Annotated in this window: 26 protein-coding genes; 20 read left to right on the top strand and 6 right to left on the bottom strand. The window is 72.7% G+C overall.

Annotated features, from left to right (window positions below; translation table 11 throughout):
* Positions 1-2 precede the first annotated feature (2 nt).
* Complete coding sequence (locus tag ACWEVP_RS24585; protein WP_452064898.1) at positions 3-1004, top strand: aminotransferase class V-fold PLP-dependent enzyme; 1002 nt, start codon at positions 3-5, stop codon at positions 1002-1004.
* A gap of 88 nt (positions 1005-1092) precedes the next feature.
* Positions 1093-1713, top strand: coding sequence for a hypothetical protein (locus ACWEVP_RS24580; protein ID WP_452064982.1), 621 nt, complete (start codon positions 1093-1095; stop codon positions 1711-1713).
* A gap of 47 nt (positions 1714-1760) precedes the next feature.
* Here the strand turns inward: ACWEVP_RS24580 and ACWEVP_RS24575 are convergent, their stop codons facing one another.
* Positions 1761-2693: a ferritin-like domain-containing protein gene (locus tag ACWEVP_RS24575; protein ID WP_452064897.1), complete on the bottom strand. Its 933-nt coding sequence runs from the start codon at positions 2691-2693 to the stop codon at positions 1761-1763.
* Between the two features lie 121 nt (positions 2694-2814).
* On the opposite strand from ACWEVP_RS24575, the gene rimP reads away from it, so the two are divergent.
* The 7 genes from rimP (at position 2815) to ACWEVP_RS24540 (ending at position 9520) form a co-directional block, all read left to right on the top strand.
* Positions 2815-3348, top strand: a complete 534-nt coding sequence (rimP, locus tag ACWEVP_RS24570) for a ribosome maturation factor RimP (RefSeq protein WP_452064896.1) — start codon at positions 2815-2817, stop codon at positions 3346-3348.
* Positions 3345-4391: a transcription termination factor NusA gene (gene nusA / locus ACWEVP_RS24565; protein ID WP_452064895.1), complete on the top strand. Its 1047-nt coding sequence runs from the start codon at positions 3345-3347 to the stop codon at positions 4389-4391. The genes rimP and nusA overlap by 4 nt, the downstream gene beginning before the upstream one ends.
* Before the next feature lie 77 nt (positions 4392-4468).
* The gene (locus ACWEVP_RS24560; protein ID WP_452064894.1) at positions 4469-4786 is read left to right on the top strand and encodes a YlxR family protein; all 318 of its coding nucleotides are present in this window, start codon (positions 4469-4471) and stop codon (positions 4784-4786) included.
* Positions 4787-4864: 78 nt separating this feature from the next.
* A complete protein-coding gene (gene infB / locus ACWEVP_RS24555) occupies positions 4865-7831 on the top strand; it encodes a translation initiation factor IF-2 (RefSeq protein ID WP_452064893.1) in 2967 nt (988 codons plus the stop codon).
* Between the two features lie 73 nt (positions 7832-7904).
* A complete protein-coding gene (locus ACWEVP_RS24550) occupies positions 7905-8198 on the top strand; it encodes a DUF503 domain-containing protein (RefSeq protein ID WP_003083991.1) in 294 nt (97 codons plus the stop codon).
* Between the two features lie 20 nt (positions 8199-8218).
* Positions 8219-8698, top strand: a complete 480-nt coding sequence (gene rbfA / locus ACWEVP_RS24545; protein WP_364461982.1) for a 30S ribosome-binding factor RbfA — start codon at positions 8219-8221, stop codon at positions 8696-8698.
* A gap of 3 nt (positions 8699-8701) precedes the next feature.
* Positions 8702-9520 carry an alpha/beta hydrolase gene (locus tag ACWEVP_RS24540; protein ID WP_452064892.1) on the top strand — a complete coding sequence of 273 codons (819 nt, stop codon included), beginning with the start codon at positions 8702-8704 and terminating at the stop codon, positions 9518-9520.
* On the opposite strand, the gene ACWEVP_RS24535 is transcribed toward ACWEVP_RS24540, so the two are convergent.
* Both ACWEVP_RS24535 and ACWEVP_RS24530 read right to left on the bottom strand, forming a co-directional pair.
* Positions 9512-10135: a class I SAM-dependent methyltransferase gene (locus tag ACWEVP_RS24535; protein ID WP_452064891.1), complete on the bottom strand. Its 624-nt coding sequence runs from the start codon at positions 10133-10135 to the stop codon at positions 9512-9514. The genes ACWEVP_RS24540 and ACWEVP_RS24535 overlap by 9 nt on opposite strands.
* Positions 10132-10674, bottom strand: coding sequence for a TetR/AcrR family transcriptional regulator (locus tag ACWEVP_RS24530; protein ID WP_452064890.1), 543 nt, complete (start codon positions 10672-10674; stop codon positions 10132-10134). Before ACWEVP_RS24530 ends, ACWEVP_RS24535 begins: the two co-directional genes overlap by 4 nt.
* A gap of 140 nt (positions 10675-10814) precedes the next feature.
* Here ACWEVP_RS24530 and ACWEVP_RS24525 point away from each other — a divergent pair, with 140 nt between their 5' ends.
* Positions 10815-11042, top strand: coding sequence for a hypothetical protein (locus ACWEVP_RS24525; protein WP_452064889.1), 228 nt, complete (start codon positions 10815-10817; stop codon positions 11040-11042).
* Between the two features lie 19 nt (positions 11043-11061).
* Entirely contained in the window at positions 11062-12207 is a 1146-nt protein-coding gene (locus ACWEVP_RS24520) for a flotillin family protein (protein ID WP_452064888.1), read from the top strand.
* Here ACWEVP_RS24520 and ACWEVP_RS24515 read toward each other — a convergent pair.
* Positions 12204-13235 (bottom strand): TRM11 family SAM-dependent methyltransferase, encoded by a 1032-nt coding sequence (locus tag ACWEVP_RS24515; protein ID WP_452064887.1) that lies wholly within the window; start codon positions 13233-13235, stop codon positions 12204-12206. The genes ACWEVP_RS24520 and ACWEVP_RS24515 overlap by 4 nt on opposite strands.
* Before the next feature lie 25 nt (positions 13236-13260).
* Here ACWEVP_RS24515 and ACWEVP_RS24510 point away from each other — a divergent pair, with 25 nt between their 5' ends.
* Together ACWEVP_RS24510 and ACWEVP_RS24505 are read left to right on the top strand one after the other, a co-directional pair.
* A complete protein-coding gene (locus ACWEVP_RS24510; RefSeq protein ID WP_452064886.1) occupies positions 13261-14250 on the top strand; it encodes a DHH family phosphoesterase in 990 nt (329 codons plus the stop codon).
* 657 nt (positions 14251-14907) lie between these two features.
* The gene (locus ACWEVP_RS24505; RefSeq protein ID WP_452064981.1) at positions 14908-16227 is read left to right on the top strand and encodes an MATE family efflux transporter; all 1320 of its coding nucleotides are present in this window, start codon (positions 14908-14910) and stop codon (positions 16225-16227) included.
* A 9-nt stretch (positions 16228-16236) separates the two neighbouring features.
* Here ACWEVP_RS24505 and ACWEVP_RS24500 read toward each other — a convergent pair whose 3' ends face one another.
* Positions 16237-17040, bottom strand: coding sequence for an SDR family oxidoreductase (locus ACWEVP_RS24500; RefSeq protein ID WP_452064885.1), 804 nt, complete (start codon positions 17038-17040; stop codon positions 16237-16239).
* A 156-nt stretch (positions 17041-17196) separates the two neighbouring features.
* Between ACWEVP_RS24500 and ACWEVP_RS24495 the strand changes: the two genes are divergently transcribed.
* Positions 17197-18522 carry an MFS transporter gene (locus ACWEVP_RS24495; protein ID WP_452064884.1) on the top strand — a complete coding sequence of 442 codons (1326 nt, stop codon included), beginning with the start codon at positions 17197-17199 and terminating at the stop codon, positions 18520-18522.
* Here the strand turns inward: ACWEVP_RS24495 and ACWEVP_RS24490 are convergent.
* A complete protein-coding gene (locus ACWEVP_RS24490; RefSeq protein ID WP_452064883.1) occupies positions 18467-18976 on the bottom strand; it encodes a GNAT family N-acetyltransferase in 510 nt (169 codons plus the stop codon). The two genes, ACWEVP_RS24495 and ACWEVP_RS24490, sit on opposite strands and share 56 nt — an antisense overlap.
* Before the next feature lie 66 nt (positions 18977-19042).
* On the opposite strand from ACWEVP_RS24490, the gene truB reads away from it, so the two are divergent.
* The 6 genes from truB (at position 19043) to ACWEVP_RS24460 (ending at position 24890) form a co-directional block, all read left to right on the top strand.
* A complete protein-coding gene (truB, locus tag ACWEVP_RS24485) occupies positions 19043-19948 on the top strand; it encodes a tRNA pseudouridine(55) synthase TruB (protein ID WP_452064882.1) in 906 nt (301 codons plus the stop codon).
* Positions 19949-19976: 28 nt separating this feature from the next.
* Complete coding sequence (locus tag ACWEVP_RS24480; protein WP_452064881.1) at positions 19977-20960, top strand: bifunctional riboflavin kinase/FAD synthetase; 984 nt, start codon at positions 19977-19979, stop codon at positions 20958-20960.
* Positions 20961-21043: 83 nt separating this feature from the next.
* Positions 21044-21517 carry a helix-turn-helix domain-containing protein gene (locus tag ACWEVP_RS24475; protein ID WP_086683272.1) on the top strand — a complete coding sequence of 158 codons (474 nt, stop codon included), beginning with the start codon at positions 21044-21046 and terminating at the stop codon, positions 21515-21517.
* Positions 21517-22020, top strand: a complete 504-nt coding sequence (gene thpR, locus ACWEVP_RS24470; RefSeq protein ID WP_452064880.1) for an RNA 2',3'-cyclic phosphodiesterase — start codon at positions 21517-21519, stop codon at positions 22018-22020. The genes ACWEVP_RS24475 and thpR overlap by 1 nt, the downstream gene beginning before the upstream one ends.
* 131 nt (positions 22021-22151) lie before the next feature.
* Positions 22152-22421: a 30S ribosomal protein S15 gene (gene rpsO / locus ACWEVP_RS24465; protein ID WP_003084034.1), complete on the top strand. Its 270-nt coding sequence runs from the start codon at positions 22152-22154 to the stop codon at positions 22419-22421.
* Between the two features lie 222 nt (positions 22422-22643).
* Positions 22644-24890, top strand: coding sequence for a polyribonucleotide nucleotidyltransferase (locus ACWEVP_RS24460; RefSeq protein WP_452064879.1), 2247 nt, complete (start codon positions 22644-22646; stop codon positions 24888-24890).
* Positions 24891-24968: the final 78 nt, after the last annotated feature.

Raw genomic sequence — 24968 nt, 5'->3', positions numbered from 1 at the left:
CCATGACCGATTTCGCCGTCCCGCCCGGTTACCTGAACACGCCCAGCGTCGGCATCCCGCCGGCCGCGGTGGCGGCGGCGGTCGCCGGGTCCGTCGAGCGGTGGCGCACCGGTGCGACGCGGCCGGGGGAGTTCGATCAGTACGTCGACCGGTCGCGGGCGGGGTTCGCGCGCCTGCTCGGCGTCGACCCCGGGCGGGTCGCGATCGGCGCGTCGGCCTCGCAGCTGGTCGCCAACGTCGCCGCCGCGCTGCCCGCCGGGACCCGCGTGCTCGCCGCCGAAGGGGACTTCACCAGCGTGACGTTCCCCTTCGCGGCCAACCCCGGCGTGACGGTGACCGAGGTGCCCCTGGAGTCGCTGCCGGAGCGGGTCGAGGGGCACGACGTCGTCGCGGTGAGCGTCGTCCAGTCCGCCGACGGCCGGCTCGCCGACCTCCCCGCGCTGCGGGCCGCCGCCGAGGCCGCCGGGGCGGCGGTGCTCCTCGACGCGACCCAGGCCGCCGGCTGGCTGCCGCTGGACGTCGCCTGGGCGGACTGGGTGGTCGCCGCGGGCTACAAGTGGCTGCTGTCCCCGCGCGGCTGCGCGTGGCTGTACGTGCGGCCGGACGCGCACGAGCGCACCCGGGCGGTCGCGGCGAACTGGTACGCGGGGGAGGACCCGTGGGCCACGGTCTACGGCCTTCCGCTGCGCCTGGCCGGCGACGCCCGCGCGTTCGACCTCTCGCCGGTCTGGCTCGCCCAGGTCGGCGCGGCCGCCGCGCTGGAGTACCTCGGCGGGCTCGACCTCGCACGGGTCGCGGCGCACAACACCGGCCTCGCCGACCTGCTGCTCGAGAAGCTGGGCCTGCCCCCGCGCGGCACCGCGATCGTCTCCCTCGACGCCGATCCGGAGCGGGTCGCGGCGGCGGGGATCGTCTCGAGCGTCCGCGGCGGCCGGGTGCGCGTCGGCTTCCACCTCTACAACACCGCTGACGACGTCGAACGCGTCTTACGCGCATTCGAGTGAACGCCCGTGGGGCGGTGAACTACCGTATGGCCTCGTGGTTGGTGCGCATTTCACCCCAGGCCCGTCCGACACGGCCCCGCTGGGCGCGGTGCCCCCGCAGCCGCGGCCGCCCGCCCCGGGCCCGCCGCCGAGGGACACCAAGGCCCTGGCGCTGCGCGGCGCCGGGCTGGTCGCGATCGCCGTCGTCGCCGGGCTGCTGTGGTACCTGATCCGGCACGACTCGACGCCGGAGGAGCCCGTCGCCCAGCCGCCCGCGCAGAACACCGGGCAGTACCAGTTCACCAAGGTCGCCGGGCCGGACCGCGTCAACGACTGCTCGGCCAAGTCCTACGGCGACACCCAGAAGTTCTTCGAAGACTCGCCGTGCCAGTCGCTGGCCCGCGCGCTGTACACGACGGAGACGGGCGGCGCGAAGGCGCTGGTGTCGGTGGTGCTGGTCGGCATGCCGGACTCGGTGAAGGCGAAGGCGCTCAAGAGCCTCACCGACAAGGACGACACCGGCAACGTCACGGACCTGGTCCGGGACAAGACGTTCGCGGGCACCGGCGTCCCGAGCCTGAGCGGCAAGAACTCGGCCTACGCGTCGAAGGTCGAGGGCACGAACACGACGATCGTGCTGGCCGACTTCTACGACAAGCACACGGACAAGGCGTTGATCAAGAAGATCGCGGACGACGCCCTGCGCCTCTCGGCCGACCTCAAGGGCTGACCCGGCGCCGAGCGCCCCAAGGCCGCCTTGGGGCGCTTGACCCGCGTTCAGCTCACCTGGCCGGGCATGGCGATCGCCGTCGGCTTCTCGCCCGCTTCCGAACGCCACGGCGTCCCGCGCCGCGAAGCCGCCACCAGCGCGTGCAACGCCGTGGTCCGCAGACCGGCGTCGTCGGTGTGGTTGACCACCGCCAGCCACGCGTTCGCGCAGTCGGCCTCGGCCGTCGCGACCACCAGCGACGCCGACTTCGCGTCCGTCACCGGCTTCTTCGGCACGTACGCCGCTTCGGGCGACACCGGGGTCGCCCCGGACGCCGAAAGCATCGTCTGCAGCAGGTCGCGGCGCACCGCGTGCTCCGCGGCGCCGGCCTTCTCGGCGTCGCCGAAGTCGCCCGGCAGGAACGCGCTGACCAGTCCGTACACCCAGACGGCGGCGTGCTCGGCGGCGAGCGCGGTCTGCAGCGGGTCCACCGCCTCCGCGGGCACGGCGCCGCCCGACGGCGCGGGTGCCGGCGCGTCTTCGCCGGGGCCCAGCGCCGGGGCCGTGCGCTGCAGCGCCGCGCAGCCCGCCGCCACCGCCGCGACCAGCCCGGCCCGGTAGCGCGGCAGCCCGCCGACGAGGTCTTCGGCCTGCTTGCGCGCGGTCGCCAGCCGCTCCTTCAGGTCACTCAGCGCGGCCGGGGCCGGTGGTGTCGCGGACGGCGACGGTTTCGGCCGGTTGAGCCGGTCCACTTCGGACTTCAGCGCGGCCGCGTGCGCCGCGCGCGCGTCGGCGAGCTGGCCGGCGGCGTCGGCGTCCTCGCCCTTGGCCAGCGCCCGCGCGGCGGCGGCGTCGGCCTCGGCGGCGGCCAGCAGGGGCTGCAGCGGGTCGGGGCTCTCGTCGTAGCCGGGCCCGCAGGCGGCCAGGGGAACGGCCAGCGCGGCCAGCGCCCCCGCGCGGAGGGCGGCACGACGGGTCAGGTCGGTCGGTCTTCCGGTCACGTCGGCCCATCCTGCCAGGCCCCGGGGCGGGCCCGCCGCTCGCGCGGAGGGAACGGGGGACCGGATAAGCTGGTCCACCACCGACCCGCGCAACTCCAGCCCGAAACAAGGAGAGCCCCACGTGCCAGGAGAACTCGCCAGCCGGCTTCAGCCGATAGTGGCCGAAGCCGTCACCGCCGCGGGTTTCGACCTCGACTCGTTCGAGGTGCAGCAGGCCGGCCGGCGGCAGCTGGTCAAGGTCGTCGTCGACGCCGACGACGGGGTCGGGCTGGACGAGGTCGCCGAGGTCAGCCGCAAGGTCTCGGCGGCGCTCGACGAGAACGAGCACGTGCTCGCGAGCGCCTACACGCTGGAGGTCACCTCGCCGGGCCTCGACCGCCCGCTCACCCAGCCGCGGCACTGGCGGCGCGCGCGGTTCCGCCTGGTGAAGATCACCCCGGCCGAGGGCGCGGCCTTCGTCGGCCGGGTCGGTCACGCGGGCGAACACGCCGCCCGCGTCCTCGAAGGCGGCAAGGTCCGCGACGTCCGCTACGCCGACGTGGCGAAGGCGGTCGTGGAGATCGAGTTCAAGCAGCCGCCCGCCGAGGACCTGAAACTGCTCGAAGACGACGCGTCCGGCATGATCGCGGCCGAGACGGAGAAGGGGTCGAAGTGAACGTCGACATCGCCGCGCTGCGGGCGATCGAACGGGACAAGGACATCCCCTTCGAAACGGTGATCGAGGCCATCGAGACGGCCTTGCTCACCGCGTACAAGCACACCGAGGGCCACCAGCCGCACGCCCGCATCGACATCGACCGCAAGACGGGCCTGGTGCGCGTGCTCGCGCACACGCTGACCCACGACGGCCAGGTCGACGAGGAGTGGGACGACACCCCCGAGGGTTTCGGCCGGATCGCCGCCACCACCGCCCGCCAGGTCATCCTGCAGCGGCTGCGCGACGCCGAGCACGAGAAGACCTTCGGCGAGTTCTCCACCAAGGAGGGCGAGATCGTCGCCGGCGTGATCCAGCGCGACGCGCGCGCGAACGCCCGCGGCATGGTCGTGGTCCAGGTGGGTGACACCGAGGGCGTGCTGCCGTCCGGCGAACAGGTGGCCGGGGAGTCCTACGAGCACGGCAGCCGGATCAAGGCGTACGTGCTGACGGTGTCGCGCAGCAACCGCGGCCCGCAGATCACGCTCTCGCGCTCGCACCCGAACCTGGTGCGCAAGCTGTTCGCGCTCGAGGTGCCGGAGATCGCCGACGGGACGGTCGAAATCGCCGCCGTCGCGCGCGAGCCGGGGCACCGCACGAAGATCGCCGTGAAGTCCACCGTGCCGGGCGTCAACGCCAAGGGCGCCTGCATCGGCCCGGTCGGCGCGCGCGTGCGCAACGTGATGAGCGAGCTGGCCGGCGAGAAGATCGACATCATCGACTACTCCGACGACCCGGCCCGCTTCGTCGGGAATGCGCTGTCGCCCGCGAAGGTTGTTTCGGTACGAGTCGTGGACGAGCGGGCGAAGACCGCCCGCGTCGTGGTGCCGGACTTCCAGCTGTCGCTGGCGATCGGCAAGGAGGGCCAGAACGCCCGCCTCGCCGCCCGCCTGACCGGCTGGCGGATCGACATCCGCAGCGACGCCGCGCCCGCGGACGACGAGGGTGATCAAGACCACGCCAGTCCGTCGCGGCCCGCCGCGACAACCGGTTCGGCTGAGTGAAGGTCGAAGCGCTAGACTCAGGAGTGGTTCAACGCCCGCGGCGGGTAGCCGAGCACCAGCCCCACCGGAATCTTCCGGTGCGGACTTGTGTCGGCTGCAAGCGGCGGGCATTGATCGGTGAGCTGCTGCGCGTGGTCGCGGTGGCCGGGCGGGTGGTCGTCGACGAGCGTCGGCGGCTGCCGGGCCGGGGGGCTTGGCTGCACCCCGACCCGGACTGCCTGGCCAAGGCCGAACGGCGGCGGGCCTTCCCCAGAGCCCTGCGGGCTCCGGGGGCGCTCGACGCCCGGGAGGTCCGCGAGCACGTCGAGCGCACCGCCCCGCACCACGACCCCGGGACGTCCCCGGGGCCGCGAGGAATCAAGGAAGCAGGTCGACCCGTCATGAGTCAGCCGTGAAGCTGAAGCCATGAGCGTCAGACAATAAGGACGAGGTCAGCGGGTTTTCCGCCTGGCCTCCCCTAGATGAGGAGAGTTGTGCCAGGCAAGGCCCGCGTACACGAGCTCGCGAAGGAGCTCGGCATCACCAGCAAGGACGTTCTCGCGAAGTTGAAGGAACAGGGCGAGTTCGTCAAGTCCGCGTCGTCCACGGTCGAGGCGCCCGTCGCCCGCCGTCTCCGCGACGCGTATGCGCCCAAGGGCGCCAAGAAGCCCACCCCCGGCCCGTCGGCGCGCCCCGGCCCGCCGGCCGCCAAGCCCGCCGCCCCGAAGCCCCCCGCGCCCGCTCAGCAGGCGCCGGCGGCCAAGGCGGCTCCCGCGCCGGCTCCGGCCGCGCCCCAGCAGCAGGCGCCCGCGGCGGCGAAGCCGGCCACCCCGGGGCAGCGCCCCGGCCCCCGGCCCGGCCCGCGTCCCGCGACGCCCGCACCCCAGCAGCAGGTCCCGGCCGCCAAAGCCGAGGCTCCGGCCGCGCCCAAGCAGGACACCCCGGCCGCGCCCGCCCAGGGCGGCACCGGCTCGGTCGTCCCGCCGAAGCCGCAGGGTCCCAAGCCCGGCGGTCCCAAGCCCGGTCCGCGCACCCCGCGGGTCGGCAACAACCCGTTCGGCGTCGGTTCCGGCGCCCCGGCTCCGCGTCCGCAGGCCCCGCGCCCCGGTGGCGGTCAGGGCGGCGACAACCGCCCGCCGCGTCCCGGTGGCGGTCAGGGCGGCGGTGACCGCCCGGCCCCGCGGCCCGGCGGCGGCGCCGGTGGCAACCGGCCGAGCCCGGGCAACATGCCCCCGCGGCCGAACCCCGGCATGATGCCGGGCCGCACGCAGCGTCCCGCCGGTCCCGGTGGCGGCGCCCGCGGTGGTCCCGGCGGCGGCGCCCGTGGCGGCCCCGGTGGCGGTGGCCGTCCCGGTGGCGGCGGCGGTTTCCGCGGCGGTCCCGGTGGCGGTGGCGGCGGCGGTGGCTTCCGCGGCGGTCCCGGTGGCGGTGGCGGTGGCGGCGGTTTCCGCCCGGGTGGCGGCACCGGTGCCCCGGCCGGCGGTGGCGGCTTCCGCGGTGGCGGCGGCGGTCGTGGCGGCCCCGGTGGCCGTGGCGGCACGGCGGGTGCCTTCGGGCGCCCGGGTGGTCCCTCGCGCAAGGGCCGCAAGTCGAAGCGGCAGAAGCGCCAGGAGTACATGGACAACATGCAGGCGCCCAGCGTCGGCGGCGTCCGCCTGCCCAAGGGGCAGGGCGAGACGATCCGGCTGCCGCGGGGTGCTTCGCTGACCGACTTCGCCGAGAAGATCGACGCCAACCCGGCTTCGCTGGTGCAGGTGCTCTTCCACCTCGGCGAGATGGTCACCGCGACGCAGTCCGTGTCGGACGACATCCTCGAGCTGCTCGGCGGCGAAATGAACTACACGGTTCAGGTCGTCAGCCCCGAGGAAGAAGACCGTGAGCTGCTGGAGACCTTCGACATCACCTACGGCGAAGACGCGGGTGAGGAAGAGGACCTCCAGGTCCGGCCGCCGGTCGTGACCATCATGGGTCACGTCGACCACGGTAAGACCCGCCTGCTCGACACGATCCGGAAGACGAAGGTCCGCGAGAGCGAGGCCGGCGGCATCACGCAGCACATCGGTGCGTACCAGATCGAGACCGAGCTCGAGGGCAACCCGCGCCTGATCACCTTCATCGACACCCCGGGTCACGAGGCGTTCACCGCCATGCGTGCCCGTGGTGCGAACTCGACCGACATCGCGGTGATCGTGGTGGCGGCCGACGACGGTGTGATGCCGCAGACGGTCGAGGCGATCAACCACGCGCAGGCCGCCAAGGCCCCGATCGTGGTCGCGATCAACAAGATCGACAAGGAAGGCGCGAACCCGGACAAGATCCGGCAGCAGCTGACCGAGTACGGCCTGGTCGCCGAGGAGTACGGCGGCGACACGATGTTCGTCGAGATCTCCGCGCGGCAGAACATCAACATCGACGGCCTGCTCGAAGCGATCCTGCTGACCGCCGACGCCGCTCTGGACCTCCGGGCCAACCCGGACATGGAGGCCCAGGGTGTCGCGATCGAGGCGCACCTCGACCGCGGCCGCGGCCCGGTGGCCACCGTCCTGGTCCAGCGCGGCACGCTGCGCGTCGGTGACTCGGTCGTGGCGGGTGACGCCTACGGCCGCGTCCGCCGGATGGTCGACGAGCACAACGTCGACGTCACCGAGGCGCTGCCGTCGCGGCCCGTCCAGGTCATCGGCTTCACGTCGGTGCCGGGTGCGGGTGACACCTTCCTGGTGGTCGACGAGGACCGCGTCGCCCGGCAGATCGCCGAGCGCCGGTCGGCTCGCACGCGCAACGCGCTCAACGCGTCGCGCCGCAAGCGGGTCAGCCTCGAGGACCTCGACTCCGCCTTGAAGGAGACGAACAGCCTCAACCTGATCATCAAGGGTGACAACTCGGGTACGGTCGAGGCCCTCGAAGCCTCGCTGCTCCAGCTGGACGTCGGCGACGAGGTCGAGCTGAACGTGGTCCACCGCGGTGTCGGTGGCGTGACCGAGTCGGACATCGACCTGGCGACCGCGTCCGACGCGATCGTCCTCGGGTTCAACGTCCGCGCCCAGGGCAAGGCGACCGAGCGGGCCACCCGCGAGGGCGTCGACGTCCGGTACTACACGGTCATCTATCAGGCGATCGACGAGATCGAGCAGGCCCTCAAGGGCATGCTCAAGCCGGAGTACGAAGAGGTCGAGCTGGGCCGCGCGGAGGTCCGCGAGGTCTTCAAGTCCTCCAAGATCGGCACGATCGCGGGTTGCCTGGTCATGTCCGGCGAGATCCGGCGCAACGCCCGGGCGCGTCTGCTGCGCGACGGCACCGTCGTGGCGGAGAACCTGCCGATCAGCTCGCTGCGGCGGTTCAAGGACGACGTGGTCGAGGTCCGCGAGGGCTACGAGTGCGGTCTGACGCTCGGTTCGTACGGCGACATCAAGGTCGACGACGTGATCGAGACGTACGAGCAGCGCGAGAAGCCGCGTTCCTGATGTTCGGGGCCGGGTGCGTGCGGGAAGTCCCGCACGCACCCGGCGCTTCCCTACTACACCACCACAACTGCCTATGTTCGTCGGAGCTCTCGAGCTCGACATCCTGCTCGGCGACGTCCATTCGCTGAAGCAGAAGCGATCCGTGGTCCGTCCCGTGCTGGCCGAGGTGCGCAAGCGCTTCGCCGTGTCGGTGGCCGAAGCCGGGCACACCGACCTGCACCGCCGGACCCTCATCGGGGTGGCCGTGGTCGCCGAAGGTGGCGAGCACGTCCGGGACGTGCTCGACTCGTGTGAGCGCTACGTGGCGAGCCGGCCGGAGTTCGAACTGCTCTCCGCCCGTCGCCGGCTACTCGGTCCAGACGATTAGACCTTTTCTAGGAGCAAGACATGGCTGATCCGGCTCGGGCTCGCAAGCTCGCGAAGCGGATCTCGCAGATCGTGGCGTCCGCGATCGAGCACGAGGTCAAGGACCCCCGGCTGAACTACGTGACGATCACGGACACGAAGGTCACCGGCGACCTGCACGACGCCACGGTGTACTACACGGTGCTCGGCGAGAAGCTGGACTCCGTCCCGGACTTCGCCGGTGCCGCGGCCGCGCTCGAGTCGGCGCGCGGCGTGCTGCGCACGAAGGTCGGCCAGGGCACCGGGGTCCGCTACACGCCGACGCTGACGTTCGTCGCGGACACCATCCCCGAGGAGTCGAAGCGGATCGAGGACCTCCTCGCCAAGGCCCGCGAGGCCGACGCGGAGGTCGCGCGCCGCGCGACCGGCGCCCAGCACGCGGGCGACGTCGACCCGTACAAGGCGCCGCGCGAAGACACCGAAGACGACGACGAGTTCGCGGAGGAGGAGAGCCGGGGCTGACCCGTGCTCTCCCGCCGCGGCCTGCTCGCCGGCGGCGCACTCGCGCTGCTGGCGGGCTGCTCGTCGCCCGAACCGGCTCCCGGCCCGCCCCCCGTGCCGGCGCCGGCCCGTCCGTCGGCGCCGCGTGACCCGGTGACGGTCCAGCGCATGCGCTCGGCCGCCCGCGGCACGGACGTCGACCTGGTTCTCATCACGCCCGAAGGCGTCCCGGCCTCGGGCCTGCCGGTGTGCCTGGCCCTGCACGGCCGCGGCGCCCGCGCGCGGACGTTCCTCGACCTGGGCGTCCCCGCGGCGTTGACGCAAGCCGTGCGCGCGGGCGTCCCGCCGTTCGCGGTGGCCGCGCTCGACGGCGACCACTACTGGGTCGACGTCGGCGGGGACGACGACCCGCAGCGCATGCTCAGCGACGAAGTCCCGGGCTGGCTGACGGCCCGCGACCTGCGTCCGGCCTCGGCGGTGTTCGGCATTTCCATGGGCGGCTTCGGCGCGTTGCGCTTCGCCCGCGCGCACCCGGACCTGAAGGCGGTCGCGACGGCGAGCGCGGCCCTGTTCGTCAGCTGGCCGGCTGCCCGCGGCCGCGAGGTGTTCTCCGGCGAAGCCGACTGGCGGGCCGAGGAACCGTTGCTGCACACGGGAGAACTGCGCCCGGACGCCCTCGGCGTCTGGTGCGGCGAGTCGGACCCGTTCCTGGCCGCGGACCGCAAGCTGGTGAAGGCGGTTTCGCCTGCCGTGTCGGTGTTTTCCCCGGGTGGCCACCAGGACGAGTACTGGCGCGGGATCCTGCCGGACGTCCTGAAGTTCGTGGGACAGCGGCTACGCTGACGCGCGCGCGAACAGGATTGCCTGCGACACTTCGTTCCCCGGGTCGAGCGCCCACTCCGCCTCGATCGTGAACCCGGCCGCGCGCACCCGTTTGGCCAGCCACCACGGCTGCCGCAGGTGGACGTTCACCCGCATCGGGTGCCCGCCGTAGCCCTGGGTCTTCAGGCGTGTTCCCACGCCGACGTGGTAGCCGATCACCAGCAGGCCGTCCGGCCGCAGCACGCGCCGGAAGTGGGCCAGCGCGACCGGCACCGACTCGTCCGGGATGTGGATCAGCGACCAGAACGCCAGCACCCCCGCCATCGACGCGTCCGGCAACGCCAGGTCCGTCATCGAACCCACGTCGAACCGCAGGTGCGGGTACTGCCGCCGGGCCACGTCGATCATCGCCGGGGAGAGGTCGATGCCGGAGGCGTCGACGCCGAGCGAAGCCAGGTACGCCGTGAACTGCCCGGGGCCGCACCCGATGTCGACCGCCGGGCCGTCGACCTCCGCCGCGAACAACGTCAGCGCCGCGCGCATGTGCGCGTGCTTCTCCAGGGCGTCGGAAACGAACTCGGCGTAGCTCGACGCCACCGTGTCGTACGACGTGCGGGTGTCCGCGAGCCAGGTCATCGCGCCCGCAGCCCGTCGAGGACCATGCCGAGCGCGCGCCGCCAGTCGGGGGTCGCCGTCGCCGCGGCGAACACGATCGCCAGGTCTTCCGCGCGGAAGTCCTTCCGCAACGCGCCGGCCTCCTGGGCCCGTGTGATGATCCGGTTCATCCGGGAAGCGTTGGCGTGCTTGGCTTTCTCCAGTCCCGACGCGGGATCGAAGGCCCGCGCGCACACCTCGGTGAAGCCGCGGTCGGAGACCTGCATCAGCACCGAACGTTCGAGGAAGTGCACGAAACCGGCCCAGGGGTCGGCCACGGCGAGGGCTTCTTCGGTGACGGCCTTGGCTTCTTCCAGCGTCGGCAGGAACGCGGCCTCGACCAGGTCGGCCCGGGTGGGGAACCGGTTGTAGAGCGTCCCGATCGCGACTTCGGCGCGGCGCGCGACCTCGTCCAGCGGCGCGTCGACACCCTTGGTGCCGAACACCTCCCGCGCGGCCGCCACCAGCGCTTCCCGGTTGCGGCGGGCGTCCGCGCGCAGAGGGCGTTGCTCGACAGTCACGGTCTGCGAGTATAGCCGCGGAGGTTGCCTTCTGATCGGAACCTCACAGTGCCCGCCGCCCGCGTCCGCCGGGAGCACAATGGGGGACAGCGGGGGTCATCCCCGCGTCGAGGCGGCCACCGAGGGAGGTCAGCGCCATCGTGCACTCCGATCTCTCCCCGGCCGGGCGCACCGGAGTCCTCCTGGTCGGCACCCGCGGGGAGCGGGGCCCCGGGGAGGTGCTGATCAGGATCAGGGGCGGTCTGGAAACCTTCCTTGCCTGGTCCGACGCGGAGCTGCCGAAGGGCACGACCGTCCTGGTCGTCGAAGCCCGGGGACGGCGCGCGGTCGACGTCGTGGCGTGGGACGCCTCGGAACCCGCTTCCTAGTGTGTGAAGAAGGACAGCCATGTTCGGGTACCGCGTTCCCGCGCCCAACGAGGCGATGCTGATCTCGGGGGGAAAGAACAGCAAAGGCACGTCACCGTTCCGGGTCGTCACCGGCCATGGCGCGTTCGTCATGCCGGTCTTCCGGAAGGTCCGGTTCCTCACGCTTTCCATGTGCGAGGCCGAAGTGACCGAAGTGTGCGTCACGAAACAGGCCATCGCCCTGACGGTCCGGGCGGTGATCGCGTTCAAGGTCGGCAACGACACCGAGAGCATCGTCAACGCCGGCCAGCGGTTCCTCTCCGACCAGGACCAGATGTCCGTGCTGACCGGCCGCATCTTCGCCGGGCACCTGCGGTCGATCATCGGGTCGATGACCGTCGAGGAGATCATCACCGAGCGGCAGAAGCTCGCGACCGAGGTGCTGGACGGTTCGGCGGTCGAGATGGCGAAGATCGGGCTCACCGTCGACGCGCTGCAGATCCAGTCGATCGACGACATGAAGCTCGGCTACATCGCCGCGATGGCCGCGCCGCACAACGCCGCCATCCAGCGGGACGCCCAGATCGCGCAGGCCGTGGCGAACCAGACCGCGGCCGAAGCCGAGCAGAAGTCCCAGCGGACGCAGGCCGAGTACGCCCGGCAGACCTCGATCGTGCAGGCGCAGTACCGCGCCGAGGTCGAGGCGGCGCAGGCCGAAGCCGCCCAGGCCGGGCCGCTCGCGCAGGCCAAGGCGCAGCAGGAGGTCATCGACGCGCGCACCGAGCTGGCCCAGCGCGAGGCCGAGCTGCGGCAGCAGCAGCTGGTGGCCGAGGTGATCAAACCGGCGGACGCGGAGGCCGAGCGGATCCGCATCCTCGCGCTGGCCGAGGCGGAGCGGATGCGCGTGCAGGCCGAGGCCGCCGCGTCGAACAACCGGGTGGCGCTCGACCGGATGCTGATCGACCAGCTGCCGCAGATCGTCAAGGAGGCCGGGCGCGGCCTGTCCGGGGCGAACGTGAACATCCTCAACGGCGCCGACGGCCTCGGTGAGATGGCCGCGGGGCTCGTGGGGCAGGGATTGTCCATTTTGGACTCGGTGAAGCGCGGCCTGAGCACGCCGCCCGCTGCCGCCTCCGCGCCGGAGGAGAACGGGCAGGTGACCAAGCCCGAGCTGACGCAGTCCTAGGACGCCGGCTTCACCGCGACGACCAGGTCACGCAGGATGGCCTGGTCGACCCGGTGGGTGAACTCCTCCCACGGCCCGCCTTCGCGGACGTCGAGCCCGGCCTTGCGCAGCACCTCGACGAGTTCTTCGCGCGGCAGCACGGTCGTGTTCCACGAGATGCCGAGCGCCCCGCCGGGCCGCAGCACCCGCGTCCACACCGGGACGGCCGCCGCGAGCAGGTCGCGGGGGCTCCGCTGCAGGCCCGCCTCGCGGTGGCTGCCGTGCTGGACGCCGTACGGCGCGTCGGTGACGATCACGTCGGTGGAGTTCGCCCGCAGCACCTCGTCGGTGGTCAGCGTGTCGGCCTGGAAGTAGGTGAGCTTGCGGGTGTCGCCCGCTTTGTAGGCTTCCTTGTCCAGCGCGTACTCGATGTCGAGGCGCCGGCCGAGCCGGACCTTGTTGCGCCGCAGCTGCCCCGAGTCGGCCGTGTGCTTGACGCGCTTGTTCCGCAGCCACGTCTTGATGAACGCCTCGTAGGCCTCGAAGTCCTTGGCGTCGACGTCGAGGCCGGTGGCGTGCAGGCCGTACATCATCGCCTGGTTCAGCGTCGTGCCGCGGCCGCACAGCGGGTCGAGCAGGTACTTCGGCCGGTCGGAGAACGGGTCCGCGGTGGCCAGCAGCGTGACGTTCAGCAGCAGCTTCGTGAACGACTCGTTCGTCTTGCCGGGGTACTTCTGGATGGTCAGCAGGTCCGAGTCCGCCTTCGCCAGCGGCGTCACGGTGACCGGGCGCAGAACGCCGTCGCCCAGTTCGAACAGCGCGTAGAGCGACGAAAGGTTCGACAGCAGCGCGAGATCGCGCTCGCCGAGGGGCGCCGAGCTGGTGAAGCGCACGTACCCGACGCCGCCGAGCTCGACCTCCTCGATCCCGGACAGCTCGGCCGGCAGCGCCGCGCCGAACACCGCCAGCTCGGCGCGCAGCAGCGCGGGGGAGGAGGCGGCGTAGACCCGGTTGGCTGACGGGTGGACCAGGATCACGTACTCAGGCATCCCGCAGAGCGTAGCGTGACGCACCGTGACCCCTACTTTGGCGCAGGACATCCGGGACGCGGCCGCGCTGCTCTCCTCGGCCACCGACGTGACGGTGCTCGGCCACGTCCGCCCGGACGCGGACGCCCTCGGCAGCGCGCTCGCCCTCGGCCGGGCGCTGGTGCAGCGCGGCGCCCGCGTCCGCGTCTCGTTCGGCGAGCCCGACGAGGCCCCGGAGACGCTGCGGTGGCTGGACGAGGACGGCCTGCTCACCCACCCGGACGACCTGCCGGAGAGCGAGGCGCTGCTGGTCTGCGTCGACACGCCGGTGCCGAAGCGGCTGGGCCGCCTCGCCGGGCGCGTCGGGCTCGCCGGCTCGGTGCTGGTGATCGACCACCACGCGACCAACACCTTCTACGGCAGTTGCCACGTCGTCGACGAGACCGCCGAGGCCAGCGCGATCCTCGTGTTCCGGATCCTGGACGCGATGGGTGTCGAGCTCGACGAGCCGATCGCGCGGGGGATCTACGCCGGGATCGTCACCGACACGAGCGGGTTCCGCCGGGCGAGCCCGGAGACGCACCGGATGGCCGCGCGGCTGCTGGAGGCGGGCGTCGACCCGGAGAAGGTGGTGCGGCGGATCGTCGACGAGCGGCCGTTCACGTGGCTGCCGATGCTGTCTTCGGTGCTGCGCGAGGCTTCGCTGGAGCCGGATGCGGCGCAGGGGCGGGGTTTCGTGCACGCGGTGGTGCGCATCGACGAGGCGCTGACGGTCCGCGGCGAAGAGGTCGAGTCGGTGATCGACGTCGTCCGGTCGGTGCGCGAGGCGGCCGTGGCGGCGGTGCTCAAGCAGGACGTGACGAACCCGGCCCAGTGGCAGATTTCGCTGCGGTCGGTGGGAATCGACGTTTCGGCGGTGGCGGCGGAGTTCGGCGGCGGCGGGCACCGGCAGGCCGCGGGCTGCACGATCGCCGGGACCGCGCCGGAGGTCCTCGCGGGGCTGCGGGCGGCGCTGGAGCGGGCGCCGCTGCTGTAGACACCCGGAGCGGCTCGAGCCGGCTGGCGGTTCCGCGCGGTTCAGCGCAGCCCGGCTCGCCTGGCCCGGCCCCGGCCTGGTGCGGCGCCGCGCGCGCGGCCCGGCCCACCCCGGCGCTGCTCGGTCCAGCGCAGCCCAGCGCGGCGAGGCGCGGCCCGGCCCACCCCGGCGCTCTCGGTCCAGCACGGCCCAGCGCGGCGGGGCCCACCCCGGCCCAGTGCAGCCCAGCGCGGCGGGGCGCGGCCCGGCCCACCCCGGCGCTGCCCAGCCCAGCACAGCCCAGCACGGCCCGGCCCACCCCGGCCCAGCGCAGCCCAGCGCGGTCCACCCCGGCCAGCGCAGCCCAGCGCGGCGCGCCCGGCCCAGCGCGGCCCGCCCGGCCCAGCGCGGCGGGGGCGGGGCGCGGCCCGGCCCACTCCGTCGCTGCTCGGTCCAGCGCGGCCCGGCGCGGCGGGGCCCACCCCTGCCCCGCCCCGGCGCTGCCCGGCCCGGCCCACCCCACCCCGCCCCAGCCCGGCGCGACCCGCGCTGCCCGGCTTGCCTCACCCCGCCGCCCGCGCCGGCCCACCCGCCCCCGCGTCGGACGGCGGGCCCGGAAAGTTCCCGCGTTCCCGCCGGTCAGAACTGTCGGTGGGGCCGGTTAGAGTCCGGTTCGTGGTGAACGTGGAGGAGACGGAGCGGATCCCGGCGAAGCGCGTGCTCGGCCTGGCCGTGCCCGCGCTGGGGGTGCTGGCCGCCGAGCCGTTGTACGTGCTGGTCGACACCGCTGTCGTCGGCCACCTGGGCGCGCTGCCGCTGGCCGGCCTCGCGCTCGGTGGCGTCGTGCTGGCCCAGGTGTCGAGCCAGCTGACGTTCCTGTCCTACGGCACGACGTCCCGCACGGCCCGGCTGCACGGGGCGGGCCGCCGGGCCGACGCGGTCCGCGAAGGCGTCCAAGCGACGTGGCTCGCGGTGCTCGTCGGGCTCGTGGTGCTGGTGGCCGGGCAGCTGCTGGCGTGGCCGATCGCGCGGGCGCTGTCGGGCAGCGACGAGGTCGCCGGCGCGGCCGTGTCGTGGGTGCGGATCGCGCTGTTCGGGGCGCCGCTGATCCTCGTCACGATGGCGGGCAACGGCTGGATGCGCGGGGTGCAGGACGCGGCGAAGCCGTTGCGGTACGTGCTTGCGGGCAACGGGATTTCGGCGGTGCTGTGCCCGGTGCTCGTCTACGGCGCGGACCTCGGGCTGGAGGGCTCGGCGATCGCGAACGTCGTGGCGCAGGTGATCTCGGCGGCGCTGTTCATCGTGGCGCTGGTGCGCGAGAAGGCGGGGCTGCGTCCGGACTTCAAGGTGATGCGCGCGCAGCTCGGCCTCGGCCGCGACCTGGTGCTGCGCAGCCTGGCGTTCCAGGCGTGCTTCATCTCGGCGGCGGCGGTGGCGGCCCGGACGTCGACGGAGGCGGTGGGCGCGCACCAGGTGGTGCTTCAGCTGTGGACGTTCCTGGCGCTGGTGCTGGACTCGGTGGCGATCGCGGCGCAGTCCCTGGTGGGGGCGGCGCTGGGCGCGAACTCGGCGCGGCAGGCGCGGGGAGTGGCGGCGCAGATCACCGGGTACGGGCTGCTGTTGGGGTGTTTCCTGTGCGTGCTGTTCGCGGCGCTGTCGTGGGTGCTGCCGCACGCGTTCACCTCCGACCCGGGGGTGCTGGCCGAGATCCCGCACGCATGGTGGTTCTTCGTGGCCCTGCAGCCGATCGCGGGCGTGGTGTTCGCGCTGGACGGCGTGCTGCTCGGCGCGGGAGACGCGGCCTTCCTGCGCAACGCGACCTTGGGGAGCGCCGCGCTGGGGTTCCTGCCGTTGATCTGGGCTTCGCTGGGGTTCGGGTGGGGGCTGACCGGGATCTGGACGGGGCTGTCGCTGTTCATGGTGCTGCGGCTGGTCTTCGTGGTGGTCCGCTGGCGGGGCGGCAACTGGGCGGTGACGGGCGCGATCCGCCCGGCCTGACCGGACCTCTCAAGCCCGGGCCCGCCGGATCCGCCGGTCCACCAGCCGCCTCAAGAACGGCGCCGCCAGCGGGCCCAGCGCCGCCAGCAGGGCCACCGACCGGTCCGGGTACACGGCGTACCGTTCCCGCTCGACGGCCCGCACGATCGCCGACGCCACCGCCTCGGCCGCCATCGGCCGGATCGTCCCGCTGATCGCCGCCGTCTCGACCGGCTTCCACCGGTTCTCCTCCGCCAGCTGCGGCGTGTCGACGTCCGGCGGGTACACGCAGGCCACGTGCACCCCCGCCGGGTTCAGCTCGTCGCGCAACGCCTCCATCAGCCCCCGCACGGCGAACTTCGCCGGCGCGTACGCCGTGTACCCGTAGATCCCCAGCACCGCGGCCGCCGACGAGATCGCCACGATCGACCCGCTCCGCCGCCGGACCATCGACGGCGCCACCTCCCGGACCGCGTGCAGCGTCCCGAAGTAGTCGACCTCGACCATCCGCCGGAACACCTCGTCGTCCAGCGCCAGGAACTCTCCCGGCCGCGCCTGGCCCGCGCACGTCACCAGCACGTCGCACGGCCCGGCCGTTTCCACCAACGAAGCGAACGCCGCCGCCACTTCCCCCTGCGAAGAGACGTCGGCCACCGCCGTCCGCACCGCGTACCCGCGTGACTTCAACGACACGGACGCCTTCCGCAGCCGGGATTCGTCCCGCGCCACCAGCGAGACCGCGGCGCCGCGCGCACCCAGCGCCGCCGCCGTCGCCAGGCCGATCCCGCTGGACCCGCCCGTGATCACCGCGTGTGCCCCGTGCAGCCCGGTCACCACACCACCCCCGAACATGAAGGAGATTCACATAAAACCATGTGGTGAACGCCACCGGGATAACAGCTATGTTTCGTCGTTGCTTAGGCGCTACAAGTAGTAAGGACGGCAGCGCAGGCGTCCGTGCCCTGAACCGCCGATTCCCTGGAGGACCTTGTGCCGCCCGCCGCCGGCCGCGCCACCGCCCGGTCCTGGCTCATCTGGCTCGCCGCCGTCACCGTCTACCTCCTCGCGGTCTTCCACCGCACCTCCTTCGGCGTCGCCGGGCTGCAGGCGGCCGAGCGCTTCGGCGTCGGCGCGGCCGCGCTCGGGACGTTCACCGTCCTGCAGGTCGGCGTCTACGCCGCGATGCAGATCCCGACCGGCGTCCTGGTCGACCGCTACGGTCCCCGCCGCGTCCTCACCGCCGCCGTGCTGATCCTCGGCGCCGGCCAGCTGCTCCTGGGCGTCGCCCACTCCTACGGCCTCGGCCTGCTCGCGCGCGGCGTCCTCGGCCTCGGCGACGCGCTCACCTTCGTCAGCGTCCTGCGCCTGGTCGCCGCCCACTTCCCGGGCCGCCAGTACGCGCTGCTGACGTCGTTCACCGCGGCCGTCGGCTACATCGGCAACCTCGCCGCCACCGTCCCGCTCTCGCTGGTGCTCGACGGCGCCGGCTGGACCCCGACCTTCCTCGCGGTCGGCGCCATCACCGTCCTCTACACGCTGGTCGTGGCCCTGCGCGTGCGCGACGTGCCGGCCGGCGAACAGCCGCCCGTCCGCGAAGAAGTCCGCCCGCGCCAGCTCGCCCACCAGGTCGCCGAGGCCTGGCGGACGCCGGGCACGCGGCTGGGCTTCTGGGTCCACTTCAGCACGATGTTCGCCCCCAACGCCCTCACGCTGCTGTGGGGCGTCCCGTGGCTGGTCCAGGGCCAAGGGCAGTCGAAGGCAACGGCCAGCGCGCTGCTCACCGTGTTCGTCTTCGGCTCGATGGCCGGCGGTCCGCTGCTCGGCGGCGTGATCGGCAGGCACCCGTCGCTGCGGATGCCGCTGGTCGGCGGCTACATCGGCGGCGCCGCGCTGATCTGGGCGGTGCTGCTGGGCTGGCCGGGCGCGGTGCCGGTGCCGGTGCTGGTGCCCGCGTTCGCCTTCCTCGCCCTCGGCGGGCCCGCGTCGATGATCGGCTTCGCGCTCGCCCGCGACTACAACCCGCTCAGCCGCGTCGGCACGGCGACCGGCGTGGTGAACGTCGGCGGTTTCGTGGCGACGACCCTCGCCGCCCTGCTCGTCGGCGTGCTGCTGCAGTGGACCGGCGGCAGCTTCCGGCTCTCGCTGCTGGCCATCGTCGCGATCCTGGCGCTGGGCACCTTCCGGATGCTCGTGTGGTGGCGCCGCACCCGGGCCCACCTGTTCCTGGCCGAGGCCCGCGGCGAGGAGCTGCCGGTCCGGATCACCCGCCGCCGCTGGGACGCCGCCCTGCCGGAGACACCGATCGTGGCCGCGTGACCGAAGCCTGCAGGAGCTTCGGCGCGACCGCGAACCCGCGCCGCTGGTAGGCCGGCACGGCCTGCCCGGAGGAGTGCACGGTGACGCGCTCCAGCCCCAGCTCCCCGGCCAGCCGCAGGACGGCCTCGATCAGCAGGCCACCGAGCCCTTCGCGGCGGGCTTCCGGCACGACGTAGACACTCTGCACGTCCCCGGCGGCCCGCGTGAACGCCGCCGGGGTCGGGACGCGCGGGGTGACCGCCAGGAACGCCATCCCCAGCACCCGCCCGTCGCGCACCACGACGAGGCAGTGGTGGGTGGCCGCGTTGTCCCGCACCCACCGGGCGAACTCGCGCACGAACTCCGCGCGGCCGCCGGCGGGCAGACGCTCCTGCCCGGCCACCCAGCGCCACCGCAGGCCGGCGACGGCGGCCAGCTCGCCGGGCCGGGCGGCCCGGACCTCGATCTCCGTCACGCCCCCATCCTGGCGGGTCCGAGCGGCCTGATCGACCCACTATCGGCGGCCGCTAGGGTTTGCCGCGTGTCGAGCCCCAAACCGCCCCGCCGTCCCGCCCCGCCGCCCGGTCTGCTGATCGTCGACAAGCCCGCCGGCATGACGTCGCACGACGTCGTCGCCCGCGCCCGCCGGATCATGGGCACCCGCAAGGTCGGGCACGCCGGCACGCTCGACCCGATGGCGACCGGCGTGCTGGTGCTCGGCATCGAGCGCGCCACCAAGCTGCTCGGTCACCTGGCGCTGGACCGCAAGACCTACCTCGCCACGCTCAGCCTCGGCAGCGCCACCACGACCGACGACGCCGAGGGCGAAGTCCTCACGACCGCGGACACGAAGGCCACCACGGACGACGACATCGCGAGCGGCGTCGAAAAGCTGACCGGCGACATCCAGCAGGTCCCCAGCGCGGTGAGCGCGGTCAAGATCGACGGCAAGCGCGCGTACGCCCGCGTCCGCGCCGGCGAGGACGTCGTGATCCCGGCCCGTCCGGTGACCGTGTACCGCTTCGACGTCCTGGGCGTCCGCCACGAGGAAGACCACATCGAGGTCGACGCCGTCGTCGAGTGCTCGTCCGGCACCTACGTCCGCGCGCTGGCCCGCGACCTCGGCGCGGACCTCGGCGTCGGCGGGCACCTGAAGGCGCTGCGGCGCACCACGGTCGGCCCGTTCACCCTGGCCAGGGCGCGCACCCTCGACCAGCTCGAGGAGCAGCCGGAACTGAGCCTGGACCTCGACGCCGCGGTCGCCGCGGCCTTCCCGCGCCGCGACCTCGACGCCGCCACGGCGAAGGCGGTCCGGCACGGCCAGCGCATCCCGGCCGCCGGGGTCGAAGGCACCTACGGGCTCTTCGGACCCGACGGCCGCGTGCTCGCGCTGGCCACCGACGAAGAAGGCGTGTCCCGGGCAGTGGTCGTGCTGCTGCCCGCCTAGGGTGGCCCTTGAGAGACGGGAGTCTGACGTGCTGCGGTGGCGTGGGCTGGGGGACCTCCCCGGCGGCTGGGGCCGGTGCGTGGTCACCATCGGCGTGTTCGACGGTGTGCACCGCGGGCACCAGGAGCTGGTCAACCGGACCGTCGCCGCGGCGGCCGAACGCGGCCTGCCGAGCGTCATGCTGACGTTCGACCCGCACCCGTCGGAGGTCCTGCGCCCGGGCAGCCACCCGGCGCAGCTGACCACGTTGCGGCGCAAGGCGGAGATCGTCGAAGGCCTCGGCATCGACGTCTTCTGCGTGCTGCCCTTCACCCTCGAGCTGTCCCGGCTGCTGCCGGAGGAGTTCGTGCACGAGGTGCTCGTCGACCGGCTGCACGCGGCCGCGGTGATCGTCGGCGACAACTTCACCTTCGGCGCCAAGGCCGCCGGTGACGTCGCGATGCTGCGCACCCTCGGCCGGCGCTTCGGGTTCGCCGCCTACGGCGCCGAACTCCAGGGCAAGGAACTGTCCGAAGAGGACCAGTCGGCGATCACCTTCTCCAGCACCTACGTCCGGTCGTGCATCGACGCCGGCGACGTCGTCGCCGCGGCCGAGGCGCTCGGCCGCCCGCACCGCCTGGAAGGCATCGTCGTGCGCGGCGACGGCCGCGGCCACGAGCTCGGCTACCCGACGGCGAACCTGTCGACGCCGCGCTTCGCCGCAGTCCCGGCCGACGGCGTCTACAGCGCCTGGTTCACCCGCTCGGCCGACCCGTCGCGCCGGCTGCGCGCCGCGGTCTCGGTCGGCACCAACCCGACGTTCTCCGGCCGCGAGCGGACCGTCGAGGCGTTCGTCCTCGACGTCGACGAGGACTTCTACGGCCAGCACGTGGCGATCGACTTCGTGACGCGGCTGCGCGACCAGGTCCGGTTCGCGGACTCGGCCGGGCTGGTGACGCAGATCGACGACGACGTGATCGAGACGAGAAAGGCACTGGAAGTGCCCCCGGACACCCCTACCGGGGGCGAATAGGGGATTTCGCGTTCACGCACGTGACAGCGATGGCAAAATGCTCACGGACGGTGTGCGCGAGCGGGGACAGGGGAGCGGAACTGGTGGAGGACCACAAGATCGTCCAGCGGAACATCGCGCTGCAGCGCGAGTGGTACGGGGAGCCGCTCGGCGACCGCGTGCGCCGGCTCGTGGTCGCGTTCGACGTTTCGCAGGCGTTCCTGGCCGAGGTCCTCGGGATCAGCGCCCCCATGCTCAGCCAGGTGATGAGCGGCCGGCGGGCCAAGATCGGCAACCCCGTCGTGCTGGCCAGGATGATCATGCTCGAGCGCAAGATCCTCGTGCCGGAGGTCGCCGCCGGCAACCGCGACGCGATGCTGGCCGCGATGGAGGACGTCCGCGACTCCCGCCCGACCGTCGGCCGCGACAACATCCCGGTGATCAACGAAGACCGCCGCGTGCTCGCCTACCTGCGTGACGTGGCCGAGGACGAGGACCTCGGCGAGGCCGCCAAGCGCCTCGACGACGACTTCCCGGCCATCGCCGACCTGCTGCGCCGGGCGGGCAACGGCTCCTGATGCCGGTCCTGTTCAGCGCGCTGCTCCCGCCGGACGACGTCGTCGAGCAGGTCGCCGCGGCGCTCGGGGAAACCGGCGGCGGCCTGCGGTGGGAGCCGCCGGAGCGCTGGCACGTCACCCTCGCCTACTACGGGCCCGACGACGTCGGGACCCGGGCGGCCTGGCTCGAAGACCGGCTGGCCGGGCGGCGTGCCGTCGACGTCCGGCTGGAAAAGGCCGCGACGTTCCCGGGGGTGCTGTGGTTGACTGCCGCCGGAGCGGAGCTGACGCCCCTCGCGCACGCCGCGGGTGCCGACGCCGAGGCGAGGCCGTACACGGCCCACCTGACGCTCGCGCGGTTCCCCCGGGAAGAACCCGGGCTCGACGCGCGTTGGACCGAAAAGTTGGCCCGTTTCACCAGCCGTCGCTGGACGGCGGGCGAGGTGGCGCTCATGACCAGCGAGCGCGAACGGGGTGGTCCCCGCTACCGGGTGGCCCGCGCGTTCGAGCTGGACCGCGCCTGAAGACGCTGTTCAGCGGGCTGGTAACCTCACGAGCGGGTCCGGCTGCAGTCCGTGGCGGCCGTGACCGTCTTCCCGGCGTGCATCCGGCGTCCGGGGCCGCACGGCACTGATTATTTCGAGGAGCAACACAAGTGGCGTTGTCCACCGAAGAGAAGAAGTCGATCCTGGCCGAGTACGGCGTGCACGACTCGGACACGGGATCCCCCGAGGCCCAGGTCGCGCTGCTGACCAAGCGCATCGTCGGCCTCACCGAGCACCTCAAGGCTCACAAGCACGACCACCACTCGCGTCGCGGGCTCCTGCTGCTGGTCGGCCGTCGCCGCCGGCTGCTGAACTACGTGATGAAGGTGGACATCGAGCGTTACCGTGCGCTGATCCAGCGCCTCGGCCTGCGCCGATAGCTTTACCCGAGGGGGAGTGACCACGCGGTCGCTCCCCCTCGCCACAAAAGACGGCGCGAGCGCGCACGAGGGTCCGTCCGCCGGTCCTCGGTAGTGGTTCCCGGGAAGAGTCCCGGGGGCTTCGATCGAAGACCGGCCTCATTCCTCGAGCGTCCTCAGGCGAAACGGGTCCCAGGGTGGGAGACTCGCGCCAGTAGAAGGAACCAAAGAGGAGAAACATCTATGACCGACTCCACCGGAGTCACCGTGCACGAGACCGAAGCCGTCATCGACAACGGCCGGTTCGGCACCCGCACCGTCCGCTTCGAGACGGGCCGGCTGGCCCGCCAGGCCGCCGGCGCCGTGGTCGCGTACCTCGACGAAGAGACCATGCTGCTCTCGGCGACGACCGCGTCGAAGCACCCGAAGGAGCACTTCGACTTCTTCCCGCTGACCGTCGACGTCGAAGAGCGCATGTACGCCGCGGGCCGCATCCCCGGCGCGTTCTTCCGCCGCGAGGGCCGCCCGTCGACCGACGCGATCCTCACCGCCCGCCTCATCGACCGCCCGCTGCGCCCGTCGTTCGCCGACGGTCTCCGCAACGAGATCCAGGTCGTCATCACCGTCCAGAGCCTCAACCCGGACGACCCGTACGACGTGCTGGCCATCAACGCCGCTTCGGCGTCGACCCAGATCGCCGGCCTGCCGTTCTCCGGCCCCGTTGGCGGCGTGCGCGTCGCGCTGATCGAGGACCAGTGGGTCGCGTTCCCGACCTGGTCGCAGCTGGAGAAGGCGACCTTCAACATGGTCGTCGCCGGCCGCATCGTGGGCGATGACGTCGCGATCATGATGGTCGAGGCCGAGGGCACCGAGCACACGCTCGACCTGATCGCCGCGGGCGGCAAGGCGCCGGACGAGACCTCGGTCGCCGAGGGCCTCGAGGCCGCCAAGCCGTTCATCAAGGTCCTGTGCGAGGCGCAGCAGCGCCTGGCCGCCGAGGCCGCCAAGCCGACCGGCGAGTTCCCGGTCTACCCGGCCTACCAGCAGGACGTCTACGAGGCCGTCGCCGCGATCGCGACCGACGACCTGGCCCGCGCGCTGCAGATCGCCGGCAAGCAGGACCGCGACGCCGCGACCGACGAGGTCAAGGCCGCCGTCATCGAGAAGGTCGGCCTGGGCGAGGGCGAAGCCTTCGAAGGCCGTGACAAGGAGATCGGCGGGGCGTTCAAGGCCCTGACGAAGAAGATCATGCGCCAGCGCGTCCTGACGGAGAAGATCCGGATGGACGGCCGTGGCCTCACCGACATCCGGTCGCTCTCGGCCGAGGTCGCCGTGATCCCGCGGGCGCACGGTTCGGCGCTGTTCGAGCGCGGCGAAACCCAGATCCTGGGCGTCACCACGCTGAACATGCTGCGCATGGAGCAGCAGATCGACTCGCTCTCCCCGGAGACGACGAAGCGCTACCTGCACCACTACAACTTCCCGCCCTTCTCCACCGGTGAGACCGGCCGCGTCGGTTCGCCGAAGCGCCGCGAAATCGGCCACGGCATGCTCGCCGAGCGCGCCCTGGTGCCGGTGCTGCCGAAGCGGGACGAGTTCCCGTACGCGATCCGCCAGGTCTCCGAGGCGCTGGGCTCCAACGGCTCGACGTCGATGGGCTCGGTCTGCGCGTCCACCATGGCGCTGTACAACGCCGGCGTGCCGCTGAAGGCGCCGGTCGCGGGCATCGCGATGGGCCTGGTGTCCGATGAAGTGGACGGGGAGACGCGGTACGTCGCGCTGACCGACATCCTCGGCGCCGAGGACGCCCTCGGTGACATGGACTTCAAGGTCGCCGGCACCAAGGACATCATCACCGCGCTGCAGCTCGACACGAAGCTCGACGGCATCCCGTCGGAGGTCCTCGCGGCCGCGCTGAAGCAGGCGAAGGACGCCCGCAGCACCATCCTCGAGGTCATCGCCGAGGCGATCGACGGCCCGGACGAGATGAGCCCGTTCGCGCCGCGCGTCACCTCCGTGAAGATCCCGGTCGACAAGATCGGCGAGGTCATCGGCCCGAAGGGCAAGATGATCAACTCGATCACCGAGGAGACCGGCGCCGACATCTCCATCGAGGACGACGGCACGATCTACGTGGGCGCGGCCGACGGCCCGTCGGCGGAGGCGGCGATCGACAAGATCAACGCCATCGCCAACCCGCAGCTGCCGAAGGTCGGCGAGCGCTTCCTCGGCACCGTGGTGAAGACGGCCGCGTTCGGCGCGTTCGTCTCGCTGCTGCCGGGCAAGGACGGCCTGGTGCACATCTCGAAGCTGGGCAACGGCAAGCGGATCGCCAAGGTCGAGGACGTGGTCAACGTGGGCGACAAGCTCCGCGTCGAGATCGCCGACATCGACAACCGCGGCAAGATCAGCCTGATCGTCGTCAAGGAGGACGAGGCCCCCGCCGCCGACGCGCCCGCCGCCGACGCCGAGAAGGCCGACGCCAAGTAAGACCCGGCTCGTCCGGTTCGAGACAGTTCCGTCGAAGGCCTCCTCGCCGATTCCGGTGGGGAGGCCTTCGCGGCATCG

It is taken from the genome of Amycolatopsis sp. NPDC003865 (assembly GCF_053605345.1).
Note: the sequence above shows the minus strand (reverse complement) of the source record. Positions and strands in the feature narration are given on the sequence as shown.